Below are 16,757 nucleotides of genomic sequence, written 5' to 3'. Positions count from 1 at the left end.
CGGCCCCTTTTCTTTCAATCTTTTAATCTACAATCTCTATTTGGCAGTGCCGGAAAAAACTCCGTTAACACTGAACAATTTATTGCCGGATGCATCGAGAACTCGGACTTGCACCTCAACACCGGTAGCTCCATAGGAAACTGGGGCATCAAAAAAGGGTTTATCCCCATATGGAACTTGGAACGTCGAAAGACTTCCACGCCTTTCAACCGGCAGGTAATCTTTCAAACCAGCACCAAGCATGATTGTTACTTGTGGGTTGGTTTGTTCTAATACTATGTGAGCTAACCCTGCAGTATCTAGGCGGACTTCCCTAAAGGCAACACCATCGGCGGCCACTCGGGCATTATTTTTCTGAAGCTCCGACGCGGGAACCGTGAGATTTACGCGCGGCTTTTCTTTACACCCGGAAACTGAAGCCGCCAACCCTGCCATTACCAGAAGCGCTGGAACAAAACTCCGACGATAACTTCTGCCGACTGCGTTCATTCCGTTAGCCATTTTTTTCCTCCTATTGACCTTCGTCCGACCCATTATTGAAACCGCTCACAGATATATGTCGACCGTTTTTTCAAATATTTCAGTTTATTTTTTTTCTGCCGCAACCCCTATCTGGGGAACCTAGTCTTCGAAAAGTTTGTCTGATCCCCCCTCCCTTGACACCCCGTTGCGGCAATTGCTATAATTAGCACTCACACACAGAGAGTGCTAAGATGATAAAACAATTCGAACTCAATGACCGCAAGAAACAGATCCTGGAATGTATCGTCCGGGATTACCTGCATAGCGCCGAACCGGTCGCTTCCAAAGCGATCTGGTGCGCCCACATGGACGAGCTCTCCCCGGCCACGATCCGGAACGAAATGGCCGATCTGGAAGAGATGGGGCTCATCACCCAGCCGCACACTTCCGCCGGCCGGATCCCGACCGACCTGGGTTACCGCTATTACATCGACCATGTTATGAAGTCGCGCAAACTGACCCCCAAAGAAGAAGAGTACATCGCCGCCGCCCTTGGCCAGATCAACCAGAGCGTGGAAGAAGCGATCCGCCAGACCTTGAAGGTCCTCTCCCACCTTTTAGAATACGCTTCGCTGGTCGCGACCCTGGGAGATAAAAAACAGGTCTTCTCCTCCGGCCTCGCCCGGCTTGTCCAACAACCGGAATTCACCGACATCAACAACACCCGCCAGCTCCTCTCGACCCTGGAAGAGGAAGAGCTGATGGTCGATATGGTCAAGGAATATACCCAGCAAAAAGGGCTGACGATCCACGTCGGCAACGAGAACAAGTTTAAAGAAGTCAAGAATTACAGCGTGATCATGAATTCTTACGACATGAAGAACGGCGCCTCCGGCGGGATCGGGATCATCGGCCCGACCAGGATGTCGTACGCCAGGACCGCCGCGGTTCTCGCCGCCCTCGCCGAAAGACTTAGCCTGTTAGGAGATGAATAATGGCCGAAGAAACAATTAATCCCGTAGAACAAGAATTAGAAGAGACAAAAAATCGTTATTTGCGCTGCTTAGCCGATTTTGATAATTATAAGAAACGGACCGCGGCCGAACGCGAACAGTTTGCCCAGTTCGCCAACGAAACGATCGTCACCGACCTCCTCCCCATCGTCGACGGCTTGAAGCGGGCGTTAGACGCCGCCGCCGCGGCCAAGATGGCGGAAGAGATGCTCAAAGGGATCGCCCTGGTCAAGAAACAGTTCGAAGATACCCTTGGCAAACACGGCCTCAAGGAGATCGAAGCGGTCGGCCAGCCTTACGACCCGAACCTGCACGAAGCGATCCTACAGAAAGAAGATAGCGGTCCCGCCGGGATCGTCATTGAAGAGATGCAAAAAGGTTACGTTTTTCGCGGCCGGGTGATCAGGCCATCGATGGTAATTGTGAGCAAGAAATGACAAATGAAGGGGTCGCCTCCAGCGGCGTTATTGAAATATGCAAACAATAATGATTAAAAATTTAATCATACCAACCATTGAAGTAATAGCTAAAGTAGCGCCAACTCCTCAAATTAAATCTATTTTGGAAACTAACCTCATACAATTAGGCCTAACATTTTTGGCCTTTATTTTAACAATTATCGGTTTTTGGATAAAAGAAACCTTCTTTGATAAGCGACCAAAAGAAGAGGCAACAAGGCGAGCCTTAAAATATGAAATTTTTCACAACTTTTATCAAATGATTGATTTAGGACGAGTTTCCGAAGACATAAAAACAACTTTAACAAGCAAACATTTATTAAAAAGACTCATTTATGTTGATCCGGTTTTTGTCGCTTTTGACTCAATGATTAGAAATGCTCTTTTTTCCGCCGTCAAAAAAGATGAGGGTCGCATATTTTCTATTTATAATTTTATGCGCGAATATAATTTAGTTTACAAAAGATATATTGAAAACTTAGAAAGAACAGCTCCTACAGCTGAAGAAGTAATTGTTAAAGAACTTGACAAAATAATTGCTTTATCAAGAATTCAAAAAGAGGCTTTATTAAATCAATATTTAGACAAAATTAGTTTCTTATCTAAAAAAGACTGGGAAGAATTTAATGAAGAAGATGCTCAAGTTTGGAATAATAAATAATATTTGTCATTGGTCATTTGACATTAATTAAGAAACAAGGAGGACTCTAAAATGGCACAAGAAAAGATTATCGGTATCGATCTGGGAACTACGAACAGCTGCGTCGCGGTGATGATGGGGGGAGAATCGACGGTCATTCCAAACGCCGAAGGAGGCCGGACCACCCCGTCGATCGTTTCGTTCCTGAAAGACGGCTCCCGGGTCGTCGGCCAGGTCGCCAAACGGCAAGCGGTCACCAATCCGGAACACACCCTCTCCTCGATCAAACGGTTCATCGGCCGGCGCTTCGACGAAGTCAGCGCGGAATTGAAATATATCTCCTTCCGGGTCACTTCCGGCGGTAAAGGGGAAGTTAAGATCAAAGTTGACGACAAGGATTACACTCCGCCGGAAATCTCCGCCATGGTCCTGCAAAAAATGAAGCAGTCGGCGGAAGACTTCCTCGGCGAAAGCGTCAAGAAAGCGGTCATCACCGTCCCGGCCTACTTTAATGACAGCCAGCGCCAAGCGACCAAAGACGCCGGGACGATCGCCGGGCTGGAGGTCGTAAGAATTATCAACGAACCGACCGCCGCCGCCCTCGCCTACGGCCTCGACAAAAAGAAGAACGAAAAGATCGCCGTCTATGACCTTGGCGGCGGGACCTTCGACGTTTCGATCCTGGAGATCGGCGACGGGGTCTTCGAAGTCAAATCGACCAACGGCGATACCCACCTTGGCGGCGACGACTTCGACCAGACGATTATCCAATGGCTCCTCGACGAGTTCAAAAAAGACCAGGGAGTTGACCTCGGTAAAGATCGGATGGCAATGCAGCGGCTCAAGGAAGCGGCCGAGAAAGCCAAATGCGAACTCTCCACGTCGACTGAAAGCGAGATCAACCTGCCGTTTATCACCGCCGACCAGAGCGGCCCGAAACATTTGGTCATCAAACTGACCCGGGCGAAACTGGAACAATTGGTCACCCCGCTGATCGAACGTTCGATGATCCCCTGCCGCAAAGCCTTAGAAGACGCGGGACTCTCGACCAAAGAGATCGACGAGGTGATCTTAGTCGGCGGCCAGACCCGGATGCCAAAAGTCCAGGAAGCGGTAAAATCTTACTTCGGTAAAGAACCGCATAAAGGGGTCAACCCCGACGAAGTCGTCGCCATCGGCGCCGCTCTTCAGGGTGGCGTTCTGGCCGGTGAAGTTAAAGAACTGGTCCTGCTCGACGTCACGCCGCTGACCCTTGGTATTGAAACCCTCGGCAGTGTCATGACCCCGCTGATCGAGCGGAACACCACTATCCCGACCAGCAAGAGCCAGGTCTTCTCGACCGCGGCCGACGGCCAAACTTCCGTTGAAGTCCACGTCCTGCAGGGGGAACGGCCGATGGCGGCCGATAACCGGAGCCTGGGGCGCTTCCATCTGGACGGCATTCCCCCCGCGCCGCGCGGCATTCCGCAGGTCGAGGTCACCTTTGACATCGACGCCAACGGGATCCTGAACGTCAAAGCCAAGGATAAAGGGACCAACAAGGAACAGAAGATCACTATCACCGCCTCGTCTGGCCTTTCCAAAGACGAGATCGAAAAGATGAAGAAAGAAGCCGCCTCCCACGAAGCGGACGACAAACAGCGCAAAGATGAGGCCGAGGTCAGGAACCAGGCGGACGGGCTCTGCTACACCGCCGAAAAGACCCTCAAAGACGCGGGAGACAAAGTCGACGCTCCCACCAAAGATAAGATCGAAAAAGCGATCGCCGAAACCCGGAAGGTCCTGGCGGAAAAAGATACCGCCGCCATCAAAGCGGCCTTTGAAGCGTTGCAAAAAGAGGTCTATGAAATGTCGGCCAAGCTCTACAAAGAAGCGACACCGCCGCCAAGCGAAGGCCAAGGTGAAGGTCAAGGCGGAGGCCAACCGGAAGGCAAGACGGTCGACGCCGACTATGAAGTAAAAGATAAGGAATAATAATAGGGCCGAGAATGAATTCTCGCCTATTTACCGCGAATTTATTCGCGGGATAAAAGCATGAAGGATTATTATAATACACTAGGGGTCGCCAAGGGAGCCTCGGCTGACGAGATCAAGCGGGCTTACCGTAACCTGGCGCGCAAATACCACCCCGACGTCAACAAAGAAGCCGGCTCGGCCGATAAGTTCAAAGAGATCAACGAGGCTTACCAGATCCTCTCCGACCCGCAGAAGCGCTCCCAATACGATTACTACGGCGAAGCCGGCAGTCAGCAAGGAGCCGGCGGTTACGGCGGCTTCAACCAGGGGGGCTTTAACGGCGCGGAGAACTTTGGCGATTTTGGCGACCTCTTCGACATGTTCTTTGGCGGAGCGGGCCGCCCCCAACACCGGACTGGGCCGGAACGGGGTGACGATCTCCGTTACGATGTCCGGCTGACCCTCGAAGAAGCGGCTAAGGGGATCGAAAAAGAGCTCGAAATTGTCCACTACACCGCCTGCGCCACCTGTAAAGGGAGCGGGGCAAAACCAGGGACTAGTCCAACCCGCTGCGAAAAGTGCGGCGGCACCGGCCAGATCAAGCGGGCCCAGCGGACAGTTTTAGGGAGCTTCATGCAGGTTACCCCCTGCCCAACCTGTCAGGGAAAAGGGACGACCATTCAGCACCCCTGCCCCAACTGCCACGGCAACGGCAAAGAAAAGAAAAAGCATACCATCTCGGTGAAGATCCCGGCCGGGATCGATTCCGGTTCGCGTCTGCGGGTCCCGGGGGCCGGGAACGCCGGTAACCGGGGGGGCGAACCGGGCGACCTTTATCTCTTCATTACCGTCGACCCCCACCCCCGCTTTAACCGGGATGGGGCCAATCTTTACTATCGAACCTCGATCTCTTTTGTCCAGGCGATCCTGGGGGACGAAATCATTATCCCGGCGATCGATGGTGACACTAAACTCAAGATCCCGGCTGGTATTCAACCGAATACCAACCTCCGGCTGAAAGAAAAAGGACTCCCCCACCTCGGCCGCAAAGGCAAAGGAGATCTCTTCGTCCTGGTCGAGGTCAAGATCCCGGAAAAGATCACTTCTGAACAGGCAGAGTTACTAAAGAAATTTAAGGAGTTTAAATAACCCTCGCCCCAACCCTCTCCCATAGGGAGAGGGGGGACCGGACCGCGTAGCGGGACGGTGGGTGAGGGAAAAATCTAAATGCACCGCCTATTCGTCCCCAAAGAACAGCTCCAGAGTATCATCGGCAGCGACTTACATTATGTCAAAGATGTCCTCCGCTTAAAGCCGGGTGACGATTTAGAACTGTTTAACGGCGACGGCTATCTCTATCACGTTAAGATCGAGACCATCACCAAGACAATCATCACCTGCCAAATCATTAACCGGAAGCTGGCCGAAACCGAACCAAAAGTTAAGGTCACGATCGCCCAGGCGCTGGCCAAGGGGCAGAAAATGGACTTTATCGTTGAGAAATGCACCGAGCTTGGGGTAAACAAGATCATTCCAATGGTCACGGAACGGACTCTCCCGAAACAGGCCAAGCTGGAACGCTGGCATAAGCTGGCCAAAGAAGCGGCGGAACAGTGCGGCCGGGCGATCGTCCCGGAAGTTACGACGTTACACCAATTTGAAGGGGTGCTAAAACTAAAGGAGCAGTACGAGCTCGCCTTGATCCCCTGGGAATTGGAAAAAGAATTAAGCCTCAAAGAGATCTTAAAAGGACTCCCCCAATCGATCCTGCTTTTGATCGGACCAGAAGGTGGGTTTAGCCGCCTGGAAGTCGATCTGGCGATCAAAAGCGGCTTCAAACCGATCAGTTTAGGCAAGAGGATTTTGCGGACGGAAACGGCCGGGCTGGCCGCGATAGCGACGATTATGTACGAGCTGGAGTAAGACCGACCATCTCTAACGGCACTTCGTAAACTTCACAATAAGCGCGCAGATAAGCGATCGCTTTCTCATAATTATCGTTACCCCTGGATCCAACTATATAATCAGATAGTCTCTTTAAAACCGCCGGCAGGGTTTCGCTCTCGTCCCCCTCTTTTATAACGTGAAAGACATCCTTAACGATTCTAACCAATAACATTATTTCCGGATGGGTACTTTGGGCCAAATAATCATTTATCGCGGGGAGCAGCGCCGTATTGTCGCCTCGCCACAGTTTATTTCTGGCCTGATTGAGCGGCGTGGTCGGTTCGGTCGGGTCAAGAGCCAGGGCGGCGGTCACTCTTTCTTCCGCCTGGTTTAAATATCTCTCTTCCCCGGTTGCCAGGTATTTTTCCAGCAAGGCCAGGCCGTGGAAACTGCTGACCGAGCAAAACCATCTTGTTTTGTCCGCTGGCTTAATATCAAGCGGCAAAACTATCCGCCCGGCCAGATCGGCAAACCGCAGGGCCTGGTCAATTTTTTCTTCGTAGATGGCATGGATCCCGTATTGCAGCCAGGTAGAGAGGGCTTTTTTACTGAACGTCAGGCCGCGTTGTATTTCGGCCAGAGAGCCGGCGTCATCCCTTTTTTCCAGAAGCCTCGCCGCTTTATCGCACTGGATATTCGCCAGAGCAAAAGCAACTCTGCGGTTATCAGGGGCGATTCTTCTCGCCGCCAGAAGGCGGTCGACCGCCAGGTCCAGGTTCTCACTCTCAAACGCTTTCTCCGCCTGTTTGTAATAGACATGCCACAAGATCACCCGGCAAAGAAAACGCTGGTTTGGATTGGGAGACCCAAGGTTCGCTTCGATCTTGGCCAGAAGATCTTCTTCTATTGTATGGACCAGGTCATCGTCAAACAGCTTCGTGGCGATCCGCACGGAGGTCACGGGAATTTCTTTCTTGGTCGCAGCGCTTTCAAAAAGGATGCCGAACAACCGGTTATTGATCTGCCAAAAATATTCGGCTATTGTTCCCTCTCCTTGATTAACCGCCGCCGCTTCCAAGTTGATAAAAGCGGTGATCGCATCTTCCAGATCGAGCGCGCTTTTTAAAGGGTTTTTCCCGATCAAGGCGTCGAATTCATCCTGATGCCATCTGACCAATTCGACCAGTTCGGCCACCATTGCCTGATCGTTGGCCGCCCCCCGAAACAACCGGCCGATCTTGAATTTGCGCTCGTCGGCCTCGTTTTTTTTCGCCTGGGAAAAAGCTTGTTCCGTCTTTTTTATCTTTTTAGCCAGTTCCGGTTTCGCTTTTACTTCGGCAACCGCCCGAGCGTGCTCGAACGCGGCAATCGCCGTCTTATAATCTTTTTTAGCCAGGGCAAGTTCCCCCGCGTCAGCTGCCATTTTGGCGTTAGATACAGCCGAGAGGCCCAGTGCGGCGGCGGCGCGGCAGGCCTCAAGGGCGCGATCGCAGTTCCCGAAGCGCAGGTAGAAGTTGTAAGCGGCTAAATGATAGTCGATAACGGCCGGATACCGCTGTCTGAAGGTTTCAATCGCTTCCGCTCCCCACTCCGGGTCGCAGTTTTCGAGTTCGTTGATGATAGCGAACCGGACCTGGTCCCGCTCGAATTCCGCCGCTATCTCTAAAAGTTTTTTAAACGTTTCCCAGGTTCCGCCGCGGCCGCCGGCCGCCAAGTCGGATATTATCCTGGCCAAATGGCCGCGCAACAGGTCAGTTTCGCCGGCTGGAGAGACCGCCAAACGATGCTCGCTCCAGTCAGTCAACGCTTTTTCCACGGAGGCCGTGGAAAACCGCTCGCCAATCCTACGCTCGATCTCTTGAGAGCTTAACAACTCGATCTTATTTTGACCGCTCCATAAATGGTGAGAAAACTTTATCGGGTCCTCGACCAATTCAAGGAGTTGATCAAAACGGAGATGGTGGCTGACCACAAGGAGCCCGGCGGTCAAGCGGCCGGCAATCGACTCGAAATGCTCGGCCGGGATCATCAGACCGTTTAAGAGGATCTTATTCCCCCGGATATCAATCCCCCGGTCACGGACCAGCTGCCAGAAAGCGGTTTTTGCCCCCGGGCGGCAACTTGGCGAAGAACGCGGCGATCCGTCATAAATTCTCATACCTCATGTTATCGCCGCCGGAATTAAAAAATTTCAGTTGAATTTGAGAGGAGAAAAAAAAGAGGAGGCCCCCCTCCTCTTAAAGTATCCAAGTTCTCTTTAAAAGTAATAGGGGCCCCGCTCTTTATAATACAAACGGCTGGCTAACCGAGAAAGTGAAACCTTTGGACGACAGCTTCGGTGTAGCACCGTTAGCTCTGATCGCACCCCAACCGATTTCAAATCCAGTTTTGCCCAGACCAAGTCCGAGGTCGAACATAAGTCCATAATAGACTTGCGCACCATAGGACCCGCTGGTCTGACCTGACCCATAAACGGTGTAGTTCAGACCTCCACCGATATAGGAAGGAATACCACCCATCGCGTCTGCCGGCAGGTTAAGAACAACATCGGCGAAAACCGGGATCGCTTTGATCCTGTTTCCGTTAACGTCAACCCCGTACAGACCACCTAACCCGAGTTTGTAGTTAACAGCGTTAGCTGATAACCCGATCATGGAGCCGAGCGCCATAGGATCGTCCAGGACGATATCCCCTCTGAGCGCTAAACCTCCGCTGATCTTGCCTTTCCCAGTCATCATATAGATGCCGGTAACGTCGGATTTAATCCCCCAACCGAACAATCCAGCCATCGGTGCCGGAGCAGGTTTGACGCTGATCGGCGCTGGTGGTGGCGGCGGTGGTGGTGGCGGCAGCGTTGTAGGAGCCGCTTCCATCGAAGCCTTCAGTTTTTCCCAACGAGCCAGCGTGCCTTTTTTCTCGGCTTGCAGCTGGGTCATTTTGGCTTTGTTTCCAGCCTTCCGGTATTTGATGATTTTGGCATCAACTACTTTCAGGTAGGAACGAACCGCGGTTTTCTCTTCTTCAAGAGTGCGGCCATAAGCAACTGTGGCCACGGAAGCGACGAACGCCACGACAAAAAGATAAACAACAAATTTCTTCATTATTTTTTCACCTCCTTATTTCTTGTAAATTTTAGCAGTCCCCCGCTTTTTGTCAATACCCAATATTCCCCTTACTGGCCAAGGGTTTTCCGCAAACCGACCAAAACCGTTCCCCCTTTATGGCTGGGGGAGAAACCGGTCCGCAAAATCGCGTAACCGACTTCGCCGAAAACCGTGCCGCCAAACCCCTCGCTTTCCACGCCGTAAAAAAGCTCCCCCCCCACGGTCCCCGGTTTACCCATCGTCGTTGAGACCACGTAGTTCAAGCCGAAACCGATGTAATTGTCCGTTCCGGTAAACCAGCCGGGCGGGAAATTAAACAACAGGTCCAAGTTGGCCGGATAATAACGGGTCCCGGTATCGCGGCTTTGAGCCAGTCCGGCCGAGATCCTTAACGATGTAAGCGCCGGACCAAAAACCATTCTCAAAGGAACCCTGGCCTCGCCAAGAAAAGCAGTCGCGCCGCCGAAAAAACCGCCGTTCACGCCGACCGAGCGTTTAAAAGCGCTCGGCTTCAGCTCTTTGGTCTCTGGAGGATAATACAAAAAATCTTCCGCTTCCAAAGTTAGAAGAGTGCTTCGCTTTGCCGCCGCGGCTTCAAAGGTCGGCGGCGAAGCTAAGGCCGGCTTGCGCTTCGGCTTCGGGTATAAACGATTTTTGATCGCCGCGACTTCACTTTTATAAATCAAGATCCGATCGGCCAATTTTTTCTTTTCGGCCGCGCTTTTCGCCCTGGAGTGGCGTTTGTTCAATTTAGCGATCTCGGTTTGCAGCGCGGCCAGCCGCTGTTTATCTTTTTTGATTTTTGCCGGATCAGCCGCCGCTTTAGCGGCCTTTTCCGAACCGGCCCCGGAGGCCGAGGTCGCCGAGCTCCCCCCTTTGATCTTCCGGTCGAGATCGTCGGCCAGAAGTTGGTAAAATTGGATCTTATCGATCAGCTCCTGGCGGCTTTTTTCATCGGCAGTCCCGGCCAGTTTGCTGTTAAGGGTGTTGATCTCGGTCTGGATCGAAGTTAAACGGGCTTGAAAACTACCAAGTTCCTCTTGGGTATACCCAAAAGCGAATTGCAGGGAGGCAAGAAGCAACAAGGCGATCAAAAAAGCTCTTTTCATTATCAAGTTTAAAGGGTATCAAATCCGTGGAATAAGTCAAGCAAATCTGTTAAAATCATGACCATGGAAGTAATCGCGCTCGCTTTATCAATTATTATATTGGCGCTCCTCGGCCTGATCGCCTATAAGCTGCTGAATCAGCCGAAAGAACCGGCAAACGACAAGGGTCTGGAAATGATGCAGAAGCAAATGGAAGAGATCCGCGGCTCGATCACCCGCTTGTACGCCGACAACCAGACGATCCTGCAGAAAGTGAACACCGATTTTACCCAAACCCTGCAAAACGTCGATAAGAACGTCAACAACCGGCTCGACAACGCGGCCAAGGTCATCAGCGACGTCAGCCGCAAGCTCGGCGAGGTCCACGAAACGACCAAGCGGGTCCAGGAGATCGGCAAAGACATCGCCTCCCTGCAGGAAATTTTGCGCGCGCCGAAATTGCGCGGCGGCATGGGGGAGCTTTTTCTAAGCGACCTCTTAAAACAGGTCTTGCCCCCCTCCCGCTACCAGGAACAGTACCGGTTCAAAAGCGGCGAGAAAGTCGACGCGGTCATCGTGCTGAAGGACGGGATGGTCCCGGTCGACTCCAAGTTCCCGCTGGAAAACTTCAAGCGGGTGATCGAATCGCCGGACGACGCCTCAAAACTGGCGGCCAAAAAGCAGTTCGTGCGGGACGTCAAAAAACATATTGACGATATCCGCCGCAAATATATTTTGCCGGACGAAGGGACTTTCGACTTCGCCCTGATGTACGTCATGGCGGAGAACGTTTACTACGAGATGATCATCAAGGACGAGGACTTGGAAGACGACAAAAGCATCTTCCGCTACGCCATCGAGAACAAAGTGATACCGGTCTCCCCCAACTCATTCTACGGCTATCTGCAAACGATCCTGCTCGGCCTGCGCGGCATGAAGATCGAAGAGCAGGCCAAAGAGATCTTAAAGAACATCTCCCGCCTGCAAGGCGACTTTGAACGAGTGATGAACGATTTCACTACCATGGGAAAACATCTGAAAGACCTGGCGACCAAATACGACGACACCGAAAAACGGATCTTTAAGTTCAACGACAAGCTCGACGCGCTGGAAGATAAGCAAGAACCTAAGCCGCTCCAATTGACCTAAACCCTCAAGTTTTCCCCCGCCAATTCCGATATATAGGTAATGGCTATAAGCATTACAGAAAGAGTTCGCCATTTCCCCATTATCGGGAGATTGTTCTCACCGGGAGGGAAAATTCAGGTAAAAGGACGCCCCCCGGCCTTAGCGCAAGCGATCCTGCCCCCCGGCCCGCCAAGCCTCGCGATCAGCGACAAAATTATCGGCGATCGCTACACTCTGGGCGAGCCGATCGGCAAAGGCGGATTAGGCCATATCTACCAGGGAACTGACCTGAAAAATAATACGCCGATCGTCATCAAAGAAATTTATCATCAAGACCGACCAGACCTGGTCCAACATGAAAGCATGATTGGGTATTGGGCGGCCTATGGCCCGAACGTTCACCCGAACGTCGCCCGTTTCTTAGGGTTGGTCAATGGTCCCTCCGGCAAACCTTACCAAATATTCGAGTACATTCCCGGCCAGACCCTGGATTCAGAATTGCAAACCAGGGGTCCGCTCACGATAAACGAAACGTTAATGATCATGGAACAAGTTTGCTCCGCCCTAATTTATCTTAGGGACCAGGGAATTGTCCATTGCGATATCAAACCGAACAATATACTTTACGACCGAGCGGCCGGAAAAGCGACCGTCATCGACCTGGGGATAGCGGTCGCGACCAACAACCAGGCCCTGGTCGGCTCGCCCGCTTTTTCTCCGCCGGAACAATTGCAGAAGAAAGCCGTCGATGAAAGGGCGGATATCTTCGCCATCGGCGTAACAATGTACGATCTTTTATCAGGAACCGATCTGACTGAAAATAAAGCCATCCTTCAAAGAAACTGGAAAGTCAGGACCAAGTCATTTCCGGCCCATCTTCCCGATCAATTAGCGGATTTAATTATCCGGATGACCCATCCAAATAAGCAAAACCGCTCGCCTAATTTAGAAACGGTGCTTAACGAGCTCTCCGCCTTAAGACAAACGCCCCCTCTCTCCAACTAATTGTAAATCCAGTGAAATTCCAGGTATATTTTCCGGATGAATCCTCATGAGAATCGTCGCCGCGCCGCCGCACTACAGCGTCAGACATATTGGTAATTTACCGGGCAGACTCGGCAAATTCGAATTGCACCAATTCGAACAGCTTCCCTTGCGGAAACTGGAAAAGGCTGGTCACTTCAGTCCGCTTTCCGCTTTAACCATGGACGATATCTATCTCCACGCCGGCCAGCCCGACCCGGCCGGAGTAGCCGTTGAAGGCCGCCAGCTCCCGGCGGAGCTAACCGCCGCTTTCAAACCGGCTGGGGTCAGGCAATTACTAACCATCTGCGAAACGACGATCTTTTTGCCCGGGGTCTTGAGCGAAGGTGAAATAATCACCGGGTTCATCAGCTCACCGGAAACGATCAACGCTTTGGCGGCCGCCAATTTCCCTCTGCCGATGGAAAAGACGATGTTTGTCAGCTTGATCGGGGAGGGCGGCAAGGTCAGTTCGGCGGACGAGCTAAGCCGAACAATTGGCTGGCTGCTCGGGCAATTAATAATCAACGAAAAAGCGGTCAGCCGGTTTCTTACTCAAGCGGAAAAAGATGCCTTCGCCCTGCAATATCTATTAAACCTACAGCTCCCTTAAACCGCCGATGACGGGCAGAGTTCATTGAACGGGCAATAATTGCAGACGATCGAATTCGGTTGCGGCGGGAAATAAGCCGCCCGGATACCATCGGCCACTTTGACCACTTTTTTCCAGGCGCCGTCCAGGTTCTTGGCTTCCGGCTGGAGTGAGCCGATGATCCCGCTCTCCAGAAAATGAAGCTCGACGAACTCCGGCAGCTGGCCGAACATCTTTTGCCAGGCGAGGGCGTAAAGGAGAAGTTGTAAACTGTCTTTGACCTTCTTATCGGCTTTTTCCTGGGTCCTGACGTCGGACGATTTAAAGTCAACGATATGGGTCTTCTCCCCGACTTTTTCGATCAAGTCGAAACGCCCGCGCACCTGGATATTATCCTGATTGATGGCGAATTCCTCTTCGATAAAGAGCGGCTCCCGCCCTCTTTTTTTATCCGCTTTAAGAAAAGAACGGAGGGCCGCCTGTCCGGCGGCAAAACGCTGTTCTTCGTGTTCCCGCGAAATGAAGCCTTCGGATGACCAGTTGTGGGTAAAAACATCAAGCAGTTCTTTTTCCCCGAACTGCTGGACGTTCTTCTTAGCGGTCAGATAAGCCTGGACCGCTTTATGGAGAGCGGAACCGTAGATGATCTGATGGTTCGGCAACAGCGGGACCCGCAGGATATGAACAAACTTGTACTTCAGCGGACAGGTCAGATAGTCGTCGATCTTATAGGGGGAAAGCTGGACCAGTTCGTCCGGCGCGATCGCCCGCTCCGGGACCGGGATCTCGTCATGAGGGGCAAACAGTTCTAATTGCGACAAGGCGGGCCGCTTGATGACCGAAAGATCGGCTTTCGGCAAGTCGAGCGCCTCCAGCACGAATTGAGAAACTTTGCGCTCCCGTTTCCCCCCGTAATCAACGGCCGAGGAAAGATAGAGCTCCTTTTTCGCCCGGGTCATCGCGACGTAAAAAAGCCGCCGCTCTTCCATGACGTGGAGATCGGCCGACGGCAGTTTTTCCTTGAGCAGGCCATCGGCCAGCTCCAGCGGCTGGCGGCGGTTGCGGGCCGGAAATTTCTCAGCGACCAGCGAAACCATAAAAACTACCGGAAATTCCAGCCCTTTTGATTTATGGACGGTAATAATGCTGACGGCGTCGGCATCGACATCCGGTTGGGACGATTCCGGATCGTCACCCGCTTCTTTAAGAATATTGAGGTACTGCACGAACTCGCTGACCCGGTCAACTTCGGCCACTTCCTTAAAGGCCCGGACCTTATCGAAAAACTTGGCCAGGTTCTTGATCCGGTTCTCGTTCTCCAGGCTTTGTTCTTTGGCCAGTTGCGCCAGGTAACCGGACCGCTTCAGAAAGTGATACAGGACTTCGCCGGTCGTTTTGTCCTTGGCGAAGTTAACGTAATAATTAATGTCGCTCATGATTTTGGCGACGATCTTTTGGCTCTTCTCTTTAATGTCGGCCAGGACCTCGAAACCGGAACCGGGGACCCCCGCTTTTTCCAGATTGGTGAAAACATGGTGGAGAGTGAAGTTGCGGCGGCTGGCAAAAGTGTTGAGCTTCTGAAGATCTAACGGGTCAAGCTGGTAAAGCTCGGAAACCGCCAACTGGTAAAGAGATCGGGAATCACCTAGATCACCGATCACCCGTAAAAAAGAAACCGCCAGTCGGATCTCCTGGTAAACGTACAATCCTCCCCCGCCGGAAAAAACAAATGGGATGCTCATCATGTTGAGCGACTGGCGGAAAGGTTCGGAGTCGGAATTGGCCCGGACCAGGATGGCAAAGTCGCGGTACTTGTAGTCGCCGGCATCGAACTTTTCTTTGATCGTCCGGGCGACCCAGTCGGCTTCCGAAGAGTAAGTGTCAAAATGGCAGTGCGCGACCGGCTGGCCAACCCCGCCCCCTTCGGCAATCAGCCGCTTATCGATCCCCGCTTTAACTTCGAGCCGTTCCGGGTCGTTATGCTTGATCAGCCGCCGGGCGGTGTCGAGGATCAGCTGGGTGGAACGGTAGTTCCTGGTCAGGACGATCTTCCGGCTCGACTTGTAATGGTCCTCGAATCCAAGGACGTTGTTGATCGCCGCGCCCCGGAAGCGGTAGATCGCCTGGTCGTCGTCGGCCACGACAGTCAGGTTCGCTTTTTTGGGGGCCAGCAATTTGAGCTGTTCGAACTGGGCAAAGTTAGTATCCTGGAATTCGTCGACTAAGATGAATTTATAGCGATCCCGAAGCTTTTTCAGAATATCGGGATGCTCACGAAATAGTTTGAGAGCCAGGGAAACCTGGTCGCCGAAATCAAGGAACCCCTTTGCCGCTTTCAGCTCCTGATACTTCTGGTAAACAAGAGCGATCTCCAGCTGTTTTTCCAGCTCGAGCTGTTCCTCGCCTTTCGCCTTTCCCTTAGCCTTTCTCCCCACTACTTTCTTCGCCCAAGCGACGTACTCTTCCGGCGTGATATCTTCGTCTTTCGCCCGGCTGATCACTCCGATCAACGCCTCAATATGTCGGGTCGGATCGCCCAGAGAAAGAAAATGCTTCAGCGGAAAATCAAAGAGATGCTCGCGGAAAAAAACGACCTGTTCTGGCCGCGACAAAACCCGATAATCGGGCCGCAAACCAAGATCGATGGCGTGGTCGCGCAGGATCCGGTCGCCAAAAGCGTGAAAGGTCGAAATGGAAATATCAATGTAGCCATAAGGAACCAACATGTCAACCCGGGTTTCCATCTCGCTGGCCGCTTTGTCGGTAAAAGTCAGCGCCAGGATCTCCCCCGGTTTGGCCAGCTTCTCGGCGATCAGCCAGGCGATCCGCCGGGTAATGACCGTCGTCTTCCCGGTCCCCGCTCCGGCCACGATCAGGAGCGGCCCTTTAACGTGAGTCACGGCAGCAGTTTGCTCTGGGTTAAGGCCAGCTAGGATGTCGGTGGTCATGGGGGGATTATACTATACTTATAGTAATACTTGGAACGGGACAAAACAGCCCTCACCCAAGTCTTTTTACGAGATAAGTTAGAATTAGCAGCCCTCTCCCAACGACTGCTTCGCAGTCTGGGAGAGGGAGTAAATATCAACCCCCTCTCCCTTTGGGAGAGGGTTGTAAAAGATAGCCAAGGTCGTTGTATTAGCTTGGGTGAGGGAAAGCAAGACCTTCCCTCTTGCATTCCTCCCAACAGCGTTATATCATTCCTCCGGAAGCGAAACTAAGCGGAATTACTACCGTCCTTAACCAGGCGCAAGAATTATCAGATTAATGACGATAATATAATGGAACCCGCCCTTCAGTTCGCCTGTTACTGAACGGCAGTATTTGTTGTTATTATTCCCAAAATGCAGGCTCATCGACCCAGGCCCCCGAGGCCAAAGGTTGATGGGCTTTTTGTGTTAGAAGA

At 52.3% G+C, this 16,757-nt stretch carries 14 protein-coding genes; 9 read left to right on the top strand and 5 right to left on the bottom strand.

Annotated features, from left to right (window positions below):
• Nucleotides 1–36 precede the first annotated feature (36 nt).
• Complete coding sequence (locus WC772_07060; GenBank protein MFA6170511.1) at nt 37–501, bottom strand: hypothetical protein; 465 nt, start codon at nt 499–501, stop codon at nt 37–39.
• A 212-nt stretch (nt 502–713) separates the two neighbouring features.
• On the opposite strand from WC772_07060, the gene WC772_07055 reads away from it, so the two are divergent.
• The 6 genes from WC772_07055 (at nt 714) to WC772_07030 (ending at nt 6,452) form a co-directional block, all read left to right on the top strand.
• The gene (locus WC772_07055; GenBank protein ID MFA6170510.1) at nt 714–1,457 is read left to right on the top strand and encodes a hypothetical protein; all 744 of its coding nucleotides are present in this window, start codon (nt 714–716) and stop codon (nt 1,455–1,457) included.
• Nucleotides 1,457–1,912, top strand: a complete 456-nt coding sequence (gene grpE / locus WC772_07050) for a nucleotide exchange factor GrpE (GenBank protein ID MFA6170509.1) — start codon at nt 1,457–1,459, stop codon at nt 1,910–1,912. The genes WC772_07055 and grpE overlap by 1 nt, the downstream gene beginning before the upstream one ends.
• 49 nt (nt 1,913–1,961) lie before the next feature.
• The gene (locus tag WC772_07045; protein MFA6170508.1) at nt 1,962–2,594 is read left to right on the top strand and encodes a hypothetical protein; all 633 of its coding nucleotides are present in this window, start codon (nt 1,962–1,964) and stop codon (nt 2,592–2,594) included.
• 51 nt (nt 2,595–2,645) lie between these two features.
• Nucleotides 2,646–4,547, top strand: a complete 1,902-nt coding sequence (gene dnaK / locus WC772_07040; GenBank protein MFA6170507.1) for a molecular chaperone DnaK — start codon at nt 2,646–2,648, stop codon at nt 4,545–4,547.
• A gap of 60 nt (nt 4,548–4,607) precedes the next feature.
• Entirely contained in the window at nt 4,608–5,678 is a 1,071-nt protein-coding gene (gene dnaJ, locus WC772_07035) for a molecular chaperone DnaJ (GenBank protein MFA6170506.1), read from the top strand.
• Nucleotides 5,679–5,756: 78 nt separating this feature from the next.
• Nucleotides 5,757–6,452 carry a 16S rRNA (uracil(1498)-N(3))-methyltransferase gene (locus WC772_07030; protein ID MFA6170505.1) on the top strand — a complete coding sequence of 232 codons (696 nt, stop codon included), beginning with the start codon at nt 5,757–5,759 and terminating at the stop codon, nt 6,450–6,452.
• Here the strand turns inward: WC772_07030 and WC772_07025 are convergent.
• The 3 genes from WC772_07025 to WC772_07015 all read right to left on the bottom strand — a co-directional run bounded on the left by WC772_07025 (nt 6,433) and on the right by WC772_07015 (nt 10,629).
• Entirely contained in the window at nt 6,433–8,574 is a 2,142-nt protein-coding gene (locus WC772_07025; GenBank protein ID MFA6170504.1) for a hypothetical protein, read from the bottom strand. The two genes, WC772_07030 and WC772_07025, sit on opposite strands and share 20 nt — an antisense overlap.
• Nucleotides 8,575–8,698: 124 nt before the next feature.
• On the bottom strand, nt 8,699–9,517 hold the full coding sequence (locus WC772_07020) for a hypothetical protein (GenBank protein MFA6170503.1): 819 nt from the start codon (nt 9,515–9,517) through the stop codon (nt 8,699–8,701).
• Between the two features lie 71 nt (nt 9,518–9,588).
• Nucleotides 9,589–10,629 carry a hypothetical protein gene (locus tag WC772_07015; protein ID MFA6170502.1) on the bottom strand — a complete coding sequence of 347 codons (1,041 nt, stop codon included), beginning with the start codon at nt 10,627–10,629 and terminating at the stop codon, nt 9,589–9,591.
• 63 nt (nt 10,630–10,692) lie between these two features.
• Here WC772_07015 and WC772_07010 point away from each other — a divergent pair, with 63 nt between their 5' ends.
• From WC772_07010 to WC772_07000, 3 genes are read left to right on the top strand one after another with little or no spacing between them, the layout of a single operon-like run.
• Entirely contained in the window at nt 10,693–11,757 is a 1,065-nt protein-coding gene (locus WC772_07010; GenBank protein MFA6170501.1) for a DNA recombination protein RmuC, read from the top strand.
• Nucleotides 11,758–11,796: 39 nt separating this feature from the next.
• Entirely contained in the window at nt 11,797–12,741 is a 945-nt protein-coding gene (locus tag WC772_07005; GenBank protein ID MFA6170500.1) for a serine/threonine-protein kinase, read from the top strand.
• 46 nt (nt 12,742–12,787) lie between these two features.
• A complete protein-coding gene (locus WC772_07000; protein ID MFA6170499.1) occupies nt 12,788–13,372 on the top strand; it encodes a hypothetical protein in 585 nt (194 codons plus the stop codon).
• On the opposite strand, the gene WC772_06995 is transcribed toward WC772_07000, so the two are convergent.
• Nucleotides 13,369–16,299 (bottom strand): ATP-dependent DNA helicase, encoded by a 2,931-nt coding sequence (locus WC772_06995; protein MFA6170498.1) that lies wholly within the window; start codon nt 16,297–16,299, stop codon nt 13,369–13,371. The two genes, WC772_07000 and WC772_06995, sit on opposite strands and share 4 nt — an antisense overlap.
• Nucleotides 16,300–16,757: the final 458 nt, after the last annotated feature.

Source organism: Candidatus Margulisiibacteriota bacterium (assembly GCA_041661965.1).
In the GTDB taxonomy this organism is placed as follows: Bacteria; Margulisbacteria; WOR-1; order O2-12-FULL-45-9; family XYB2-FULL-48-7; genus XYB2-FULL-45-9.
Note: the sequence above shows the minus strand (reverse complement) of the source record. Positions and strands in the feature narration are given on the sequence as shown.